The following is a 17,485-nucleotide window of genomic DNA, read 5'->3' on the forward strand; positions in this document are numbered from 1 at the left end:
AAAAGCTACGTTCAGGAAATCGAAAACCTGTATCCGCAGGGGCCTCTGCATCTGGTGGGGCATTCGTTCGGTGGCTGGGTAGCCCACGCCATGGCGAGCAGGCTCCAGGCACAGGGTCGAGAAGTGCTGTCGCTGACCCTGATCGACAGCGAAGCACCCGGCAACACGACCACGTGCAGCAAGCCATATACCGCTACGGCGGCGCTGCAGCGGCTAATCAATGCGCTGCAACTGTCTAGCGGCAAGGACCTGGGGCTTGATTCGCACGCTTTCGTCGATGCCGAGGACGCCGTCCAGTTACACCAGCTTCGCGAGGCCATGGTCCGCGTCGGTTTGCTGTCGTCGCGGGTTACGCCACAGGCGTTGAGCGGGATCGTGCGCACATTCTCCAGTGCCTTGCGCACCCTGTACCGGCCAGAGCAGAGCTACGTCGGCCCCGCCAGTCTGGTGCTGTTGACCGACCCCGGTCTGGACGCGGCTGCCAATCAGCTTGAGCACACCGATATGACCCAGGGCTGGCAACAGCTGTTGCCGCAACTGACGCTGTGGAACGGTCCAGGCGACCATTTCAGCATCCTCAAGACGCCAGACGTCTACAGCCTGGCGGCCTGGTGGTACGACAGACAGGCCGTCGGGGTCCGGGAACCGCTGGCATGAAACCCTGAAAAACCCCTGCGGCAGGCTTTCGAGCTGCCGCAGGGGCACGTGTACGCAAAACGGACAATCAGTCGCCGCCTCACACAGTAGGCGCGATCTTCAAGGATCAGCAGGCCTTTATGAACAAGTCGAAATTACGCAAGACGGGATTGATCACCGCGTTGGTGCTGGTGGCAGGTGCCGTGCTGTATGCCGTCGAGGCTCCGGCCAAACCGCCCGCGTACATCACCGCCAGGGCTGAACGTAATGACATCGAAAATGCTGTACTCGCCACGGGTGTGCTGGAAGGCATCAAGCAGGTGGATGTCGGTGCTCAGGTGTCGGGGCAGCTGAAATCGCTCAAGGTCAAACTGGGTGACAAGGTCAAAAAGGGGCAATGGCTGGCTGAAATCGACCCGCTGGTGCTGCGCAATACGTTGCGCCAGGCGCAAGTGGACGAAGAGAAACTCAAGGCCCAGCGGGCGTCTGCGCAGGCGAAGATGAAACAGGCCAAGCGTCTGTATGACCGCTACAAGGAATTACAGACCGATCAGTCGGTATCTCGTCAGGACTTTGAAAGTGCCGAGTCCGATTACGACATGCAACAGGCCAATGTGCGCGCACTGGACGCCGAGATCAAAAGCGCTCAGGTGCAGATCGATACCGCCAAGGTCAATCTGGGCTATACGCGGATCATCGCGCCCATCGACGGCGACGTGGTCGGTGTCGTGACGCAGGAAGGCCAGACCGTCATCGCCCAGCAACTGGCACCGGTGCTGTTGAAGCTGGCCGATCTGGACACCATGACCATCAAGGCTCAGATATCGGAAGCGGACGTCATCCATATCACGCCGGGGCAGGAGGTCTATTTTACGATCCTGGGTGAGGACAAGCGCTACTACGCCAAGCTGCGCGGCACCGAGCCCGCGCCGCAGGATTATCTGGAAACCGAAAGCGGCAGTTCAGCGTCCCGGCAGAACTCAGCGGTGTTCTACAACGCCCTGTTCGAGGTGCCCAATGAGGATCACCGCCTGCGTATTGCCATGACCGCCCAGGTGCGCATTGTCCTGGGCACGGCCCGAAACGCGCTTACGGTGCCCGTGGCCGCGCTGGGTTCACGCACCCGCGAAGGTTCATCGTTCGTGCGCGTGCTGGACGCCAAGGGCTTTGCCCAGGAGCGTAAGGTCGAGGTTGGCATCAACAACAACGTGCAGGTAGAAATCAAGGACGGCCTGATCGAAGGGGATCAGGTGGTCATCGGCGATCCCGCGTCGGTCGTGGCAGGGGCCTGACATGAACCAGAAAGTAGACGTCGCCGACCTGCACGAAACCTCGATTTCAACAGTCGCTCCGTTGCTGCAACTGGAAAACGTGAGCCGCAGCTTCATGGCGGGAGACCGTGAAGTCATGGTCCTCAAGCAGATCAATCTGGCGATCCACGCCGGTGAACTGGTAGCGATCATTGGCGCGTCGGGCTCGGGCAAGTCCACGCTGATGAACATACTCGGCTGCCTGGATAACGCCAGCAGCGGCATCTACCGGGTTGCGGGTCAGCCAACCCGCGACCTGGATGACGACGCGCTGGCCGCTTTGCGACGCGACCACTTCGGCTTTATTTTCCAGCGTTACCACTTGCTGCCGCATCTGGATGCCGTGCGCAATACCGAGATTCCCGCAGTGTACGCAGGCACCTCGCAGGCCAGCCGCCATCAGCGCGCCCGGGAACTGCTCACGCGCCTGGGGCTGGGCGGGCACCTGGAGCACCGCCCCAGTCAGATGTCGGGCGGACAGCAGCAGCGCGTCAGCATCGCCAGGGCATTGATGAATGGTGGGGAGGTGATCCTTGCCGACGAGCCGACCGGTGCACTGGACACCACCAGTGGCAAGGAAGTCATGCGCACGCTGCTGGAACTGCATGCGATGGGGCATACCGTCATTCTGGTGACCCATGACCCCAAGGTCGCGGCCAATGCCGAGCGGGTCATCGAAGTCAGTGACGGCGAGATCATCAGCGACCAGCGCACCGCGCCTCGCGTGCAGCCAGCGACCGAAACTGCACCCGCCGCGCAGCCAGCGGCGACTGCCCGGAGACGGCTGGTCGCCAGCTTCGGCCTGTTCCGCGAAGCCTTCAACATGGCCTGGATCGCGCTGATTTCACATCGCATGCGAACCTTGCTGACCATGCTCGGCATCATTATCGGCATTACCTCGGTGGTGTCGATCTCTGCCATCGGCGAGGGCGCCAAGCGTTACGTGCTCAAGGATATTCAATCGATCGGCAGCAACACCATCGACATCTATGCCGGCAGCAACTTCGGCGACAGCCGGGCCAAATCCATCGAAACCCTGTTGCCCTCCGACGTTACAGCGCTCAACCGGCTGTATTACATCGACAGCGCCACCCCCGTGGTCGGACGCAGCATGCTGATTCGTTACCGAAACATTGACGTCGATGCGCAGCTAAACGGGGTCAGCAGCCTTTATTTCAAGGTGCGCAATATTCAGCTGGCGGCCGGTATCACCTTCAACGATCAGGACGCCCGACGTCAGGCGCAGGTCGTGGTGCTGGATCACAATACCGCCCAGCGCCTGTTCGGTCCGGGCGTCGATCCACTCGGAAAAGTGATCCTGATCGGCAAGCTGCCGTGCACCGTGATCGGCGTTACCAGCGATCACAAGAACCTGTTCATCGCCGGCAACACGCTCAATATCTGGATGCCATATGAAACGGCTGCCGGCCGTGTGCTCGGCCAGCGCCACCTGGACAGCATCAGCGTGCGGGTCAAGGACGGCATGCCCAGCAAGGCGGTGGAAGAGGAAATCAAGCGCTTGATGTTGCAGCGTCACGGCACCAAGGACTTTTTCACCAACAATCTGGACAGTGTCATGCAGACGGTGCAGAAAACCAGCCGTTCGCTGACCCTGCTGTTGTCGTTGATCGCGGTAATTTCCCTGGTGGTCGGCGGCATCGGCGTGATGAATATCATGTTGGTGTCCGTCACCGAGCGAACACGGGAAATCGGTATTCGCATGGCGGTGGGCGCGCGCCAATCGGATATCCGCCAGCAATTTCTGGTGGAAGCCGTCATGGTCTGCCTGATCGGCGGTGTGATCGGCATCGGCCTGTCCTACGGCATCGGCTATCTGTTCACGCTGTTCGTCAAACAGTGGGAAATGGTCTTTTCGATGGCGTCGGTGATCACCGCGTTTGCCTGTTCCACGCTGATCGGCGTTCTGTTTGGGTTTGTGCCCGCACGCAACGCGGCAAGGCTCGACCCTATCGAAGCGCTTGCGCGGGATTGAGGCGCGGTGTGGTGGCGTCGGACGAGGCGTATATCCAGCGCATCAGTGCGTTGCGTCCGCTGATCCCCAGCTTGACGGCGGCGCGGCGCTGATAACTGCTGATCGTACTGACCTTGAGCGCCAGACGCTTTGCCTGTGCCACAGCCGTCTGGCCAGTCAGCAGTCCCACGCAGACCTGCACTTCGCGTTCGGAAAGCACCAGTCCGGTTTCACGCAGCCGCTCGTGGAAACGATCTTCGACGCCTTCGGGCCTCTTCGATTCAGCTTCCAGCGTGGCCAGTTGCAAGGCATCGACGTGTTTTTCGAGAATCGAAAAAAGCAGCGGCGAAATGTCTTCAAGACGGCGCCGTTCGGCCATGGAGAAATCACTGGAGGGACGCCCCCGGAAGGCGGTGATCTTGCAGCAGTAACTGGGTGACTCCTGCGCCGGGTTCAGCTGGATGGAGTCGGTAAAGCGCGAGGCGGCCCTGGGGGACGTGACGGTTTCATTGAACACCGTCGAGACCGGCGCTTTCGGTGATTGCCAGGGTCGGGGCAGCAAGTAGAGGTGTGTGGCATCCACGGTGAGCTGAGAATTGATCAGCGCGTGAAACATGCTTGAAAAATGGCCGCTGCCAATGCTGGCGATGGCTTTTCCGATCTGTGGAAGTAAGGTTGGGGTCATCTTTCTCATCCATGATTTAGAACTACTGACATCACTAAGACGCTAGTACCGATTTCCAGTCACATAAACTAATTTTTTTGACTAGTTGAACTAAGCTGCCTGCGAAAGATGACGTTTTAGAGCGGCAAAAAATTATTGACGCAAAAAGAGAAGGGGATTTACCGCCGTTATTGAGGCGGTCAGGCCGGTTGAGCCCGCCGCTACAGCGGCGCGCCTCTGGAAAAAGGCCATGGACTCGGGATGTCGCACTAATTAGAATGAGTCTCATTTGACGCATTCATAGCGCAAGGCCTCGATACATGACCGACGCAGCGACGTCAGCGCAGCTCACTCTGCATGCCCTGTACCGCGACCACCATGGCTGGCTCGAAACCTGGTTACGGCGACGCATGGGCAATGCCTGGGATGCCGCGGACCTGAGCCAGGATACGTTTGTACGCGTGCTGTCCAGTTCGCAGCAAGTCGCTGACCTGCACGAACCTCGCGCGTACCTGCTGACGGTGGGCAAACGCCTGTTGAGCAACTTCTACACGCGTCGCAGTCTGGAGCAGGCCTACCTTGATGCGTTGGCGCAGTTGCCTGAAGAAAGCGTCCCATCTCCCGAACACCGCTGGCTGCTGTTGGAAACCCTGCAGGCACTGGATGAGCTGCTCGACGGTCTGAGTGCCGCTGTGCGTCGCGCGTTTCTCCTGAGTCAGCTGGAAGGGCTGGGGTATCGGGAAATCGCCGAGCGTTTGCATGTCTCTGAGCGCACGATCAAACGCTACATGGCTCAGGCCTACGAACATTGCCTGCTGGTGGACTGGTGACTCGTCAGGCACCCTCCAGCGAGGCGCGTGAAGTCGCTCGCAGTGCCGCCAAATGGCTTGCCCTGCTGGAGTCCGGCGGGGCCAACGACGAAGATCATGTCAGGCTTCAGCACTGGCGCGACAGTTGCTCAAGCCATGAGCGTGCCTGGCAGAAGGCGCAACAACTGCGTCAGCGTTTTTCCGGCCTGCCGACCCCGCTGGCGATGGCCACGCTGGATCGCCCCGACAAGGCAAGGCGAGCCCTGCTCAAGAAAGCCCTCGGCGTCGCGACACTGGTACCTGCCGCCTGGCTGCTGGGTCGACAATTGCCTCTGGACGTCTGGCGCGCCGATCTGCACACCGCCATCGGTGAGCACACACGTCTGTCGCTGGCCGATGGCAGTACCCTGCAACTGAACACCGACAGCGCGGTGAACGTCGACCTCGCCGCACGCCGGGTGACACTGGTGCGTGGCGAAATCGCGCTCAAGGTGCCGGGCAGCACACCACTGACTATTGAAGCGCCATACGGACGCATCACTGTCAGCCGAGGTGAGGTCTGTGTGCGTCTCGGCGAGAACGACTGCCAGGTATCGGTCGTCAGCGGGACGGTTCAGGTGCAGCCGCTGCACGGTCTGGCGCTGGACCTGCACGCGCAACAGCAGGTCAGTCTGCAGCGCAGCGGGGCAGGGCAGATCAACGCGTTCGACGCGATGCTGCCGGGCTGGCGCGACGGTGTGCTGACCGCGCAGAACCAGCCGCTAGGGCAGTTCCTGCGTGAGCTGGGACGCTATAGGCCTGGCCTGCTGCGCTGGGAGCCGGCGCTTGAATCGTTGCGCGTTACCGGCAGCTTCCGGCTCGACAACACCGACCGGATTCTTTCGCTGCTGGCGGCCAGTCTGCCGGTGGACGTGCACATGCGCACCCGCTATTGGGTCACTCTGGTACCCCGACAAAAACGCACTGCAAAAAATACTGCGTGAGCGCTGTCCCTTTTTTTCGCCTCACGGGTCATTTCGGGTAAGTGAATAAAATGACGAGAGCTTTCCGACATGTCCGCAGTGCCTCCTTATCGTTTACGTCCGTTGTTGCACTTCAGTCTTTTGCTGACGCTCAGTTCCAGTCCGCTGTTCATCTCGAACAGTTGGGCCGAGACGTCGGGCCGTCGCGCCTACGAAGTACCTGCTGGCAGCCTGAGCGCCGCGCTGACCCGTTTCGCCGGGCTCGCGGGCGTCAATCTGTCGGTTGATCCCGCGCTGGTAAACGGGCGCATCAGCGCAGGTCTTTCTGGAGACTTTGCTGTTGAGGAGGGCTTTGCGCGTCTGTTGCAGGGGTCCGGTCTGCAACTGGTGCCTGTAGGGGAGCAGGCGTACACACTGATTCCAGCACCCGCCAGCGGCAGCCTCGAATTGGCCCCGACCTCGATTCTCGGTGCCAACGGGGTGTCCACGGAGGGTCAGGCCTACGCCGGAGGCCAGGTTGCGCGTCGTGGTTCACAAGGTCTGCTCGGTTCGCGGGACTTCATGGACACGCCGTTCAGCATGACCACCTACACCCAGCAAGCCGTCAAAAATCAGCAAGCGCGCACGCTCGGCGACCTGATTGCCAGCGACCCCTCGGTACGCGCAACTAATCCGGCAGGCGGGCGCTACGAGCAGTTCACCATTCGTGGCTTGAGCCTGTTCAACAGTGATGTTTCCTACAACGGCCTGTACGGCATTTTGCCGACCTATACCATCGACATGGAAATGGCCGAACGGGTGGACATCCTCAAAGGCCCGAGCCAGTTGGTCAACGGCATTTCACCGCGTGGCAGCGTCGGCGGCGGCATCAACGTGGTCCCCAAGCGCGCGGCTGACAAGCCGATCACGGAATTCACCGGCAGTTATGCCTCTGACAGCCAAGTCGGTGGTGCCGTGGACATCGGTCGACGGTTTGGTGAGGAGGATAAATTCGGTATTCGCTTCAATGGCGTCAAGCAGTCGGGTGACACCACGTGGGATCACCAGAGCGTTGACCGGGAAATGGCTGTGCTGGGCCTGGATTTCCGCGGCGAGCGTCTGCGCCTGTCGACTGACGTCGGTCACACCGAACGCAACACCGATGCGCCCCAGGAGCGTGTACAGATTGGTGCCAACGCCAAGGTGCCTAACGCCAACGACGTACGAGACAACTATGCGCAGTCCTGGAGCAAGGCGCGCACCCGGGACACCTTTGGCACCGTCAATGCCGAGTACGACGTCAACGATTCGGTGATGCTGTACGGCGCCGTGGGGGCACGCAAAAGCAACCATGATTTCCTGCGTCACGCCGTTTCAGTCACCAATGATGCAGGCGACTTCAGCGTCCAGCCACGGGACTTCACCCGCGATGAAAACGTACGCACGGCCACGGCGGGCGTACGCAACTGGTTCCAGACCGGCCCGGTCAGCCACGAGGTGAATCTGGCGGCCAGCTATTTCTACATGGACTTCGAAAACGGCGGTGCCCGATACGCTGCGGCGCCCAGCAACCTGTTTGACCCGGTTGATACCCCGAAGCCGGGCAATCCGACCCGGCTCGATTCGAAGGTGTACACCGAAAACCGCTTCAGTGGTCTGGCGCTGTCCGACACACTGGGCTTCTTCGATGATCGTCTGTTACTCACGCTGGGTGCACGCTGGCAGCGGGTCAAGGTCGATGACTGGAGTGACAACGTCAAAGGCGACACGGCCTACGACGAGGAAAAGGTCTCGCCGTCCGGCGGCATTCTGTACAAGGTGACCGACGCGCTGTCGGTATACGCGAACTACATGGAAGGCCTGAGCCAAGGCAAGATCGCGCCTTCAACCTCGATCAACGAGGACGAGATATTTCCGCCATTCGTCAGCCGTCAGGTCGAAGTCGGTGCCAAATATGATCTGGGCTCGTTCGCTTTTACCGGCAGTGTGTTTCGCATCAAGCAACCCGCCTACGAGACCAATACCGCATCCCGCGTCTTCGGCCCCAACGGCAAACGCGAGAACACGGGTGTGGAGCTGACCCTGTTCGGCGAACCACTTAAAGGGTTCCGCGTGTTGGGCGGCGTCATGTTCATCGACAGCGAACTGACCAACACGACCAGCGGCACCTTCGATGGCAACAGTGCGCCGGCAACACCCAAATACAACGTCAATGTCGGGGCAGAGTGGGATGTGCCAACGGTTCAAGGTCTCACCCTGACCGGGCGCGGCATCTACACCAGTTCACAGTACCTGGACCAGGCCAACAGCAAGGAAATCGATTCGTCCGAGCGTTTCGACGTGGGCGCCCGATATGCGTTCAAGGTCGATGAGAAGGTCATAACCCTGCGGGCCAACGTCGAGAACGTGCTGGACAAGCGTTACTGGAGTTCTGCTGGCGCCTCGGATGACAGTGAGCCCGGCTTGACGCTGGCCACGCCAAGGACCTATCTGTTCTCAGCGACTATCGGCTTCTGATCGCAGGCGCTGACGCCAGCTTGCCGAGTTGACGGGAAAACCGTCGAATGGATCGATTTGCCAACGTGCGATGCACCCCGTCCGGACTGCATCGCACGTTGTTCACGCAAAGCGTTTCAGGTGCAAGGACGTTCAGCTCGGGTCATCCATTGAAACCTGTGCGATACCTTCTGCACCCAGACTGTCCATGATGCCGTTGACCAGTTGGGTGATCGTCCAGGGCTTGGCGATGAACAATACGTCGTCCTTTAACTGGTCACTGCCCGGCGTACCGTGGCCAGACATCACCACGACCGGGATATGCGACCACTGGGCGCCCACGACATTGGCCAGTGCGATGCCATCCATGCTGCCCGGCATGCGCACGTCGGTCAGCAGCAGCGCAACCTTGTCGGTGTGTTGCTGGAGGTATTTCATCGCCTCGTCAGCGTTTTCCACAGCCTTGGTGCGCAGCCCGACATCGGTTTCAAGGATTTCGCAGACGAAGTCGCGGATTGTCTGTTCGTCTTCAACGACCAGCACCAGGCCTTCACCTTGCGCAGATTTCCCATACTGCTCTGATTGAGCCATTTCTCGTTCCCTCAGCCTTGCCGTTTCGCATTCAAAAACACTGCAACGTTGGATTGAATCGTTGCTCATGCTGATATGAGCAAAACGGGGGGCGAAAAATTCATATTTTTCTGAAAATCGGACCGTTAACGCCCGACAGACGCTTTAAGTAGTCCGCCCAGACCTACCGGAGGCGGTGACGATCCTGAGGGACAATCGGTGCAATGTGTTCTGGCGTCCTGCGGGACGGGAAGATCCTCCCGCCCCACATCGGGTTTCTAGTGACCGCCCTTCATACGACGCGCCAACAGGTAGACGCCCAACCCCGCCAGCGCACAGATTGCTCCGATATAGCCGGTGCTCGTCCAGCCGAGGCCGGCGCTGATCGCCATACCACCAAACCATGGCCCCAGCGCATTGGCCAGGTTGAAGGCCGCGTGGTTGGACGCCGCCGCCAGGCTAGGCGCTTCATGGGCAATATCCATCAGACGAATCTGCAGTGGCGCGGCCAGTGCGACCATCGTGCCGACCAGAGCGATGCCCAGCAATACGCCCCACAGAGAACCTGCAGCGAACGGGAAGAACAGCAGGACGGCCATTGACCAGATCAACAACACGCCAACGGCCTTGAACTGCATGCGGTCGAACAGCTTGCCGCCTGCAATGTTGCCGATGATGCCGCCCACACCGAATGCCGCCAGGCCAAAGGGAATCCACTGTGGTAACACGCGGGTCACTTCGAGCATGGTAGGTGCCAGATAGCTGAACACGCAGAACATCCCGGCAAAGCCGACGGCACCGATGGCAAGCGCCATCCAGACCTGTGGTTTGGTGAACGCACCCAGCTCCTTGCGTGGATCACTGCGCGGCTCGTCGTGGCGATCAGGTACGAAGTGCCATACCAGTGCGATCGTGCAGAGGGCAATCAACCCCACCAGCGCGAATGCCGAGCGCCAGCCGAAAAACTGACCAAGAAACGTCGCAATCGGGTTACCCAGCAACATCGCCAGAGTCAGGCCCATCATGACGCGCGCCACGGCTCCGGCGCGTTGGTTGTCAGGCACCATGCTCGACGCCACGACTGCGGCAATACCGAAGTAAGCGCCATGGGGCAGGCCACTGATGAAACGAAAGGCCACCAGGCTGCCGAAAGTCGGCGTGAAGGCCGTGGCCACGTTACCCAGTGCATACAACGCCATCAGCAGCAACAGCATGTGCTTGCGCAGCAGCTTTGCGCCCAAAATAGTCAGTAGCGGGGCACCCACCATGACGCCAAGCGCGTATGCGCTGATCGCATGCCCCACCTGCGGCTCGCTCAGGTGCAGATTTTTGGCGATGTCAGGCATCAACCCCATGATTGCAAATTCGCCCGTACCGATGGCGAAGCTGCCAACGGCCATGGCCGCTTCCATCTTGCCAGCGGCGCGCGCGGGCAAGACGTGCCCAGGTTGTTGCTGTATCGACATGCGTCGCTCCAATGTAAAAAGGCTACCCAACGAAAAACGGCCGATGCCCACAGCGCATCGGCGAAGGGGTTCTAGAACCGTGTTTGCCGGGAGAGTTCCGGAAAAATCAGGATTGATCCGGAGCACCAGCCTGTCGTCCGGTCAACGTCCGGCCTGCCACTTGCTGCCATGGAGCGCCTTTCGGGACTGACAGCTCAGCGATAACGAATGATGTAATTAAGGTAGAGATTGACGGGGCGTGTTTCCGAAGCAGTGCGTGGTTTGCCGTCGGAATCTTCTTCGTCCATATCGGTGGTAGGGGTCGGCTCGGTATTGGGTACGTAGACGGGAACACCTTCTCCGGGCTGGGCGACGAGCTCACCTAAAGTCACCGCTGTGTAATTGTGCTCATGTCCCTGAAAGGCATCCGCTTGCAAGGAGCCCACCTGGTTGCCGGTATTCCCGGTCTTGCCGTCTGGCGCCGTCGCTGTGCGTTTTCCCTGCTCCGGGTCGTGGCCGCTGCCGCCATCCACGCCGCGAATGAACCGGCCACGCAGGTCTGGAAGATAGAACGCCGTCTGATCCGGGTAACCGTAGGCGGTGCCGATAACACCGAAAAGCTCCCAAAACGCGTCGCGAGGCATAGGGCTGCCGTCGCAGAACAGCCAGCCTGCCTGAGCGAGGTTGGCGCGAATCTGATCGAGATTGATGCCATCGGCAGTATCGGTATTGGCCAGAGGCCCTGCGTAGGCGATCACTGATCCCACGGGGAAGAGGTCGTAGGGTTTCATCCATTTATCCTTGTAGACCGGCTTGCGCGATGGCTGACAGGTACAGTCCTGTCAGGCTTTCAGAAGGTTCATCATCAGAGCATCATGGCGCATTGGTATCAATCTTCAAACAGGATTTCTTGCTTCAGATTCAGCCAGTGCGAGGGCGCAGGCCGCCTCGCGATCCATGCGTGCACCTTCAGGCATCAGGCGCCTGAGCGTCGAAGCGTCCAGTCGCTGCGCGATCATCTGACTGCTTCGCGAACGAACCTGCGCGACGCTAAGGCACTGGGCGTGTGCCGGGTCGCAAACCGCGTCTGCGAACCCCAGCAGACGCGCAGCGTCGAAGGCGCGATCTTCACTGGCGGCCAGCAAGGCCAGCAGGTCAGCGTAGAGACCGAACCCTGACCAGTCCTGCCGCATGGCGGTGGCGATGAAGTCGCTCAGCGCACGGCGGGCGTCGTCTGTGCGTCCCAGAAACATCTGTGCGGTGGCGATGATTGCCAGATCCTGCAGGCAGGCGTCGCGTTCAGTCCCGCCCGGACGGGTGATCAGCGCCTGGCCAGCGTGCAGCGCAGTTTCGTGATCCCCCAGCACCAGATTGCGTTCTGCCAACCCTCTGATGGCGGTCATTGCGAGGCTGTCCAGTTCTGCGGAGGTGGCGAGCCAGTGAAGCGATTCGAGAGGGAATCGGACGTCGGCCCACTGGTGACTTTGGCGATAGAGTCCGGCCTCAGCCAGCAATCGCTGTGCGCGAACTCTTGCCGGCCACTGCGGTTGCACCCGCTCGGTAATTTCATCCTGGACCTGACGCGCATGAGCGGCGGGCAATGCTTGACTGTGTGCGGCACAGCACAGCGCCAGGAATACGCCTTGGGGATGATCGGTCGCCCGGTAATGAACCTCAGCGGTCAAGGCATACTGGCTCATCCAGAAAGGCGAAACGCCGATGTGTAACCACGCTCTGGCCAGCCAGTACCTGGCCAGGAGTATTTCCAGCTCCGTGGAGTCAGCGTGAAGCGCGGCCTCTATCAAGCTCAAGGCGGTGGGTTCGATAGACTGGCAGCGAGTCCTGCCTTCAGTCGTCATGTCCAGCAGCATGAACAGCGGGCTTACGGCTCCCATCAGTCTCACGGCCAGGTCGGGGCGGTGCAGCAGACTCCAGTCCAGCGCGGCACGCATGTTGTCCAGTTCGGCCCTCCATGCCTGAAGCCAGGGTCGATCGGCCTCATGCCAGTAAGCCTCGTACGCACGGTCCATCAGCGCTGCACAGGCCAGCGCATGGCGGTTGTGCACCGTGGCGATTTCGCCTGCGGCTTCAAGCATCACTCTGCCGTACTCGTACGCGTATTCCGACAAACGAAAACGATGCGCGTCGCCTTCCGCCACAACGATCAGAGAACGATCGACCAGACTCTCAAGGGCGTTGATCACATCCCACTTTTCAACCGTGGACTCGTCACAGACGGCGCAGGCCAGCTCCAGCGTGAAGCCACCGACGAACACTGAGCAGCGGCGAAACAGCGATTGCTCTGCGGGTGACAGCAGGCTATGGCTCCAGCTAAGCGATGCCACAAGCGTGGCGCTTCGTGAATCAGCGCCATAATCGCTGCCGCGACTGCCGCCGCTCAGCAGATTGAGACGCTCGCCCAACTGTGACTCGACGCCGTCCAGACCCAGCAGCGGCAAGCGGGCGGCCGCCAGTTTGATTGCCAGGGCAATGCCATCCAGACGCCGACACACAGAGATCACTGTGGCGACGTTCTGGTCTGTGACGCTGAAGGTTCGGTCGCTCGCTTGCGCCTGATCGACAAACAGCATGACCGAGCCGTGTCGCCTGGCTTGCCCGGCACTGGCTCCCACCTCAGGAACCGATAAACCCGCGAGGCGCATGACGCGTTCGTTGTCCATCTTCAACGCGACCTGGCTGGTGATGAGCAGCTTCACGCCGGGTGCGTTGACGCTGAGCAGCCTGGCAAATCGGGCGACGACTTCAAGCAGATGTTCAGCGCCGTCCAGTACCAGCAGCATCTGCCTGAACTGCAACGCGTCAATCAGCGCCGCAAACGAATCGTCGTCAGCGACAGACACGCCCATGCGGTCAGCCAGCGTGACGGGCAGCTGCGTGGGATCACTGACGCTGGATAAGTCCAGCCAGACGTCGGCGTTCGAGCGGTCACGTTGCGGGGCGTGCAACGCCGCAAGCGCCAGCAGCGTCTTGCCGACGCCAGCCGCGCCCACGATAGAGACAAGCGCGTAATCGCGCAGCAGCGCGAGCAGATCGTCGAGTTCGTCCTCGCGGCCCAGTAATCGGCGCGGCGGCGGCAGGATGCTCTTCAGGATTTGCACGGCAGGCAGCGGCGGGGCGATCTGCGGAGTGTGTTCATCAAGCGCCATTGCAAAGCGATAACCCTGACCGGCAACGGTAGCCAGTACCTGAGGCCCCAGCAGTTTGCGCAAGGTCGATACCTGCACCTGGAGGTTGTTCTCCTCGACGAACAGGTTAGGCCACACCAGGTCCAGCAGCTCGCTTTTGGTGACCAGCCGATCCCGACGCTCGATCAGCGTCACCAGCACGTCAAAGGCACGCGCGCCCAACGCGGTAAGTTGCCCATCAATGTACAGCGAGCGCTCTGCAGGCCGGACCTCAAATCGTCCAAAGCGGTAGTTCACTTCAATGGTCTCCCCAAAAACGTGGCTGCGGACAGGGTTCAGATTATTTAAGGAGTGACGCCTGCAGATTTCAGGCCGTTTAAGGACGCAAGTGCTGCCGAAAGCTGAAAGTTGCTCTGCCTTCAGGTCAACACTCCAGCGACTCATTCCAGGATGGAGACCTTTATGGATACACCTAGAAATACCGACCCAGCAGTTCTCAGTCTTGTATTGGAAGCTGGTAGCGAGTAACGACCATAAACCAGTCGGTTTGTGGCTAACCCTGTCTCCAAGGAGTTTTCATGAGTCTTGTATTGCGTAACACCACCAGCTACGACGCCCAGTATGTCATCAAGAAAGGCGCTCAAGTCATTGCCCGTCTGCCCGCCATTACCCCTGGCGCAAGCATGACTGTGCCAACCAACGACGTTTATGAAGTCGTTGCGACCACGCTGATTGATGGCAACACCTACACGTCGGCGCCTATTTCGGTAAACGGCAGCATGGGGTTCCTGGCGCAAGTGCTTCAGGTTCCGGCGCAGGGCACCTACGAGTTCGATGTGCAGGAGTTCCCAAGCTCGGTGGCTGACCAGCTGGCCTTTCAGAAAACCTGCATCAACCCGGTGACCTTCACGATCCGCAAGGACGGTAAGCCCCTGCAAAGCGTCGTGGTCGACAGCAGCACCGAGAACCAGACGCTGGACATCAGCAACACCTTCTTCATTTATGCCGTGATCGAAGGCGTAACGACCTCGACTCTGGTGACCAGCAACCCGAATGCGACCGTTACCGCAACCGTCAATGGCTCGGTGCTGGAAGGCGGTTACTTCTCGTTGAGCGCTGCCTGATCCGATTGGCGCTGTCGGGCTGGCACTACGTCAGCCCGGCGGCTTCATCCTGCCAGGACCCTCTCTATGACTCCACACGCTCAGTCGACTGCACTTGAGGTGCTCAACAGAAGTGGCTGCCCGGTGCAATTGCGGTTTTATCGCGGGGCACATCTGATCTGGGACGTCTGGCTGGCATCGGGTTCCGAGCTCTCGGTACCCGATCCAGTCCACGCCGAAATAGACATCTGTGTTGTGTTTATCGATCCAGTCAGTCGCGTGACCTATCGGATTCGCACCCGAATCTGCTCAAAGGCCAAGCGGCTGGTGACGCGCATGCTGGCTGAGGAGGGGAGCGTGCGCTTCGACCTTGATATCGAGCCTGGCGATACGATCAGTGACATCGACGTGCATAACCTGTGTTCAGGCAAGGTGCTGATCGAAGCCCGGTACCTGCACAGCCCGTTTGTGCTGACGTCAGCACTCGACACGTCGGGCAGCGGCACGCTGAACTTCAGAGGTGTCGAGGTGGCGGCGATCATGAACGGGATCACCACGGCGCGGATTGCAATCAAGGACTGGTCCAGCGACCTGCTGATCGACAGCTCGTCCCCGGGCCACGACGGTGTTGCGACAGTAAGCCTGGTGCCGCACAGCAAAGACGGGAAGGGCAGCTCAGCGAACGACAACCAAAGGATAAAGGCATGACAAACTTAACGCTCGTCAACAATGTCTCGGATGCGGACGCCATCGTCACCTACAAGATCACCGACGGTGCCGGAACCATCAACAAACTCACAGTACCCGGAGGCGGCGGGTCCGTTAGCCATCCCACCGACTCTGAAACCAGCCCCTGGAGCGTATTGGCGATTACTGCTACCGGGCCGCAGCTCAACAGCGCGCAGGACCAGACGGCCATTCTGATCGTGACCGACCCTAACGCGATCATTCATTTTTCGGTGGATCCGGTGTTCGGCGTACTGGCGACAACCCAATCGGCACCGCCGCCGCAGAACAATTCAGTGACCCCCATTACGCCGGCAGCCCCTGATGATGGACTGGGGGGCGATGCGGGTGTCTCCGGTCAAAGTGCAGCGTCTGCGCTGGACAATCAGCAGAACTGGGACGCCCCGGATCCAGTGAATGCAGCGGTTGCACAGACATCGCTGACCCTGCCGTTTGCCATGCAACCACAGCAACAAACCAACTGGTGCTGGGCGGCGGTTTCGGTCAGCACCGCACTTTTTTATGACCCGAGCAATTCTGCTACTCAATGTGCTCTGGCCAATCAGGCCTTCGGTGAGGGTTGTAACTGCTGCGTGAATGGCAGTTCAGGGATGTGTAATCAGCCCTACTATCTGAACGTGGCACTCGGCTGGGTCGGGCACTTGAACAATTGGTACCAACAGGCGTTCACATTGGCCCAAATCATGGGTGAGATTGATGCCGGACATCCACTGGGTGCGCGGATCGGATGGAACGCCGGCGGCGGCCACTTTGTAGCGATTTTTGGTTACAACACCAACGTTCCTGCTCCAGCCCCCGCGTTGTCAGCGCCGGTCGCACCTGCGCCAGCACCAGCACCTGCTCCAGCCGCGCCGCCTGCGACCCTCTCGATAGCAGACCCCTGGTTTGGCGTGTCAGTCATCGCCGTGACTGACTTCGCCGCACATTACCAGGGCGGCGGCACCTGGACCCACAGCTACACCACCCACTAAGGACCGCAGCCATGTCGAAGATCAAGTTCATCAAAGGGCCGCTGGATGGCGAGAAAGTTGTCCGGGCCGCGCTGGAACACATGCATCACTACAAACACGCACCGCATGCAGTACAAGCTGCCGATCTCACGCAGCTTCGGGTGGGTGTTCATCACCAGATCTATGACCTGAGCCCGGCCGATATTCTGGCCGGCAAAGGTCTTGAAGCCGCCGCACTCAGCGGCTCGCGCTATCTGGTGGCAGAAGGCACAAAGAGCGTGGCCGCCGCCGAGGTCAGAACGGATGCGACCGGCAAAAACCCAGCCTTTCACCTCGTCAACGAAGGCCCCTTCGTCAGCGGGTTTGAAAAAGCCGTGCGGTTTGCCGAAGCGCTTCCCCATAAAGGCGAGTACGCGTGTCACCTCCTGCGCATTGCGCCGCTTTACATCATCGCGTTGTGGCTCAAACCCACGAACGGCACCAAGGACATCGTCATTCCGCTGGAGCCAGCCCCTGGCTACCTGCAAACCCGAGAGTACACGCCGGCCCAGTTCCTTAAGGCCGTGCAGCCTCATGCTCATCCAGTCGATATGCCTGCCTGATCCAATGCGTTGAGGGTGGACTCATCAACGGGGCTCAAGCCTTGCACGTCGGTGCCTGGCTTGAGCCCTGTTCTATTTGATATCGGTTACGAGC

At 60.1% G+C, this 17,485-nt stretch carries 15 protein-coding genes (1 of these 15 cut by a window edge); 10 read left to right on the plus strand and 5 right to left on the minus strand.

The annotated features are described in order from the left end of the window. The 3 genes from BUB69_RS02420 to BUB69_RS02430 form a co-directional block, all read left to right on the plus strand. A protein-coding gene (locus BUB69_RS02420) for a non-ribosomal peptide synthetase (protein WP_073162113.1) crosses the window boundary here: on the plus strand, positions 1-657 show its 3' portion. 17,100 nt of this gene lie to the left of the window's left edge; 657 of the gene's 17,757 nt are visible here — the last part of the coding sequence; the start codon falls outside the window, past its left edge; the stop codon is at positions 655-657. Between the two features lie 119 nt (positions 658-776). Next, the gene (gene macA, locus BUB69_RS02425) at positions 777-1,928 is read left to right on the plus strand and encodes a macrolide transporter subunit MacA (protein ID WP_073162114.1); all 1,152 of its coding nucleotides are present in this window, start codon (positions 777-779) and stop codon (positions 1,926-1,928) included. 1 nt (position 1,929) lies between these two features. Then, the gene (locus tag BUB69_RS02430) at positions 1,930-3,939 is read left to right on the plus strand and encodes a MacB family efflux pump subunit (protein ID WP_073162115.1); all 2,010 of its coding nucleotides are present in this window, start codon (positions 1,930-1,932) and stop codon (positions 3,937-3,939) included. Here BUB69_RS02430 and BUB69_RS02435 read toward each other — a convergent pair. Then, the gene (locus BUB69_RS02435) at positions 3,914-4,603 is read right to left on the minus strand and encodes a helix-turn-helix transcriptional regulator (RefSeq protein ID WP_084537024.1); all 690 of its coding nucleotides are present in this window, start codon (positions 4,601-4,603) and stop codon (positions 3,914-3,916) included. The two genes, BUB69_RS02430 and BUB69_RS02435, sit on opposite strands and share 26 nt — an antisense overlap. Before the next feature lie 299 nt (positions 4,604-4,902). On the opposite strand from BUB69_RS02435, the gene BUB69_RS02440 reads away from it, so the two are divergent. From BUB69_RS02440 to BUB69_RS02450, 3 genes are all read left to right on the plus strand, one after another. Continuing rightward, complete coding sequence (locus BUB69_RS02440; RefSeq protein WP_073162117.1) at positions 4,903-5,412, plus strand: sigma-70 family RNA polymerase sigma factor; 510 nt, start codon at positions 4,903-4,905, stop codon at positions 5,410-5,412. Further along, positions 5,409-6,374 carry a FecR domain-containing protein gene (locus tag BUB69_RS02445; RefSeq protein ID WP_073162118.1) on the plus strand — a complete coding sequence of 322 codons (966 nt, stop codon included), beginning with the start codon at positions 5,409-5,411 and terminating at the stop codon, positions 6,372-6,374. Before BUB69_RS02440 ends, BUB69_RS02445 begins: the two co-directional genes overlap by 4 nt. A 69-nt stretch (positions 6,375-6,443) precedes the next feature. Next, positions 6,444-8,849, plus strand: coding sequence for a TonB-dependent receptor (locus BUB69_RS02450; protein ID WP_073162119.1), 2,406 nt, complete (start codon positions 6,444-6,446; stop codon positions 8,847-8,849). Positions 8,850-8,981: 132 nt separating this feature from the next. On the opposite strand, the gene BUB69_RS02455 is transcribed toward BUB69_RS02450, so the two are convergent. The 4 genes from BUB69_RS02455 to BUB69_RS02470 all read right to left on the minus strand — a co-directional run bounded on the left by BUB69_RS02455 (position 8,982) and on the right by BUB69_RS02470 (position 14,286). Next, on the minus strand, positions 8,982-9,419 hold the full coding sequence (locus BUB69_RS02455) for a response regulator (protein ID WP_073162120.1): 438 nt from the start codon (positions 9,417-9,419) through the stop codon (positions 8,982-8,984). Between the two features lie 257 nt (positions 9,420-9,676). Beyond that, positions 9,677-10,864, minus strand: a complete 1,188-nt coding sequence (locus BUB69_RS02460) for an MFS transporter (protein WP_084537025.1) — start codon at positions 10,862-10,864, stop codon at positions 9,677-9,679. A 194-nt stretch (positions 10,865-11,058) separates the two neighbouring features. After that, positions 11,059-11,634: a phage tail protein gene (locus BUB69_RS02465; RefSeq protein ID WP_073162121.1), complete on the minus strand. Its 576-nt coding sequence runs from the start codon at positions 11,632-11,634 to the stop codon at positions 11,059-11,061. 105 nt (positions 11,635-11,739) lie between these two features. Beyond that, positions 11,740-14,286, minus strand: coding sequence for an ATP-binding protein (locus BUB69_RS02470; RefSeq protein ID WP_073162122.1), 2,547 nt, complete (start codon positions 14,284-14,286; stop codon positions 11,740-11,742). Positions 14,287-14,567: 281 nt separating this feature from the next. Here BUB69_RS02470 and BUB69_RS02475 point away from each other — a divergent pair, with 281 nt between their 5' ends. The 4 genes from BUB69_RS02475 (at position 14,568) to BUB69_RS02490 (ending at position 17,391) form a co-directional block, all read left to right on the plus strand. Next, positions 14,568-15,113, plus strand: coding sequence for a hypothetical protein (locus BUB69_RS02475; RefSeq protein ID WP_024687009.1), 546 nt, complete (start codon positions 14,568-14,570; stop codon positions 15,111-15,113). Between the two features lie 66 nt (positions 15,114-15,179). Continuing rightward, entirely contained in the window at positions 15,180-15,800 is a 621-nt protein-coding gene (locus BUB69_RS02480; protein ID WP_073162123.1) for a hypothetical protein, read from the plus strand. Next, on the plus strand, positions 15,797-16,810 hold the full coding sequence (locus tag BUB69_RS02485) for a papain-like cysteine protease family protein (RefSeq protein ID WP_073162124.1): 1,014 nt from the start codon (positions 15,797-15,799) through the stop codon (positions 16,808-16,810). Before BUB69_RS02480 ends, BUB69_RS02485 begins: the two co-directional genes overlap by 4 nt. 11 nt (positions 16,811-16,821) lie before the next feature. Beyond that, complete coding sequence (locus BUB69_RS02490) at positions 16,822-17,391, plus strand: hypothetical protein (protein WP_073162125.1); 570 nt, start codon at positions 16,822-16,824, stop codon at positions 17,389-17,391. The last annotated feature ends 94 nt before the right edge of the window (positions 17,392-17,485 follow it).

This window comes from Pseudomonas asturiensis, from assembly GCF_900143095.1.
Taxonomy (GTDB): Bacteria; Pseudomonadota; Gammaproteobacteria; order Pseudomonadales; family Pseudomonadaceae; genus Aquipseudomonas; species Aquipseudomonas asturiensis.

Bases quoted from the DNA above. Each gene is read 5' to 3' on its own strand.
- macA (WP_073162114.1), top strand. From the start codon at position 777: ATGAACAAGTCGAAATTACGCAAGACGGGATTGATCACCGCGTTGGTG.
- BUB69_RS02430 (WP_073162115.1), top strand. From the start codon at position 1,930: ATGAACCAGAAAGTAGACGTCGCCGACCTGCACGAAACCTCGATTTCA.
- BUB69_RS02435 (WP_084537024.1), bottom strand. From the start codon at position 4,603: ATGACCCCAACCTTACTTCCACAGATCGGAAAAGCCATCGCCAGCATT.
- BUB69_RS02440 (WP_073162117.1), top strand. From the start codon at position 4,903: ATGACCGACGCAGCGACGTCAGCGCAGCTCACTCTGCATGCCCTGTAC.
- BUB69_RS02450 (WP_073162119.1), top strand. From the start codon at position 6,444: ATGTCCGCAGTGCCTCCTTATCGTTTACGTCCGTTGTTGCACTTCAGT.
- BUB69_RS02455 (WP_073162120.1), bottom strand. From the start codon at position 9,419: ATGGCTCAATCAGAGCAGTATGGGAAATCTGCGCAAGGTGAAGGCCTG.
- BUB69_RS02460 (WP_084537025.1), bottom strand. From the start codon at position 10,864: ATGTCGATACAGCAACAACCTGGGCACGTCTTGCCCGCGCGCGCCGCT.
- BUB69_RS02465 (WP_073162121.1), bottom strand. From the start codon at position 11,634: ATGAAACCCTACGACCTCTTCCCCGTGGGATCAGTGATCGCCTACGCA.
- BUB69_RS02475 (WP_024687009.1), top strand. From the start codon at position 14,568: ATGAGTCTTGTATTGCGTAACACCACCAGCTACGACGCCCAGTATGTC.
- BUB69_RS02480 (WP_073162123.1), top strand. From the start codon at position 15,180: ATGACTCCACACGCTCAGTCGACTGCACTTGAGGTGCTCAACAGAAGT.
- BUB69_RS02485 (WP_073162124.1), top strand. From the start codon at position 15,797: ATGACAAACTTAACGCTCGTCAACAATGTCTCGGATGCGGACGCCATC.
- BUB69_RS02490 (WP_073162125.1), top strand. From the start codon at position 16,822: ATGTCGAAGATCAAGTTCATCAAAGGGCCGCTGGATGGCGAGAAAGTT.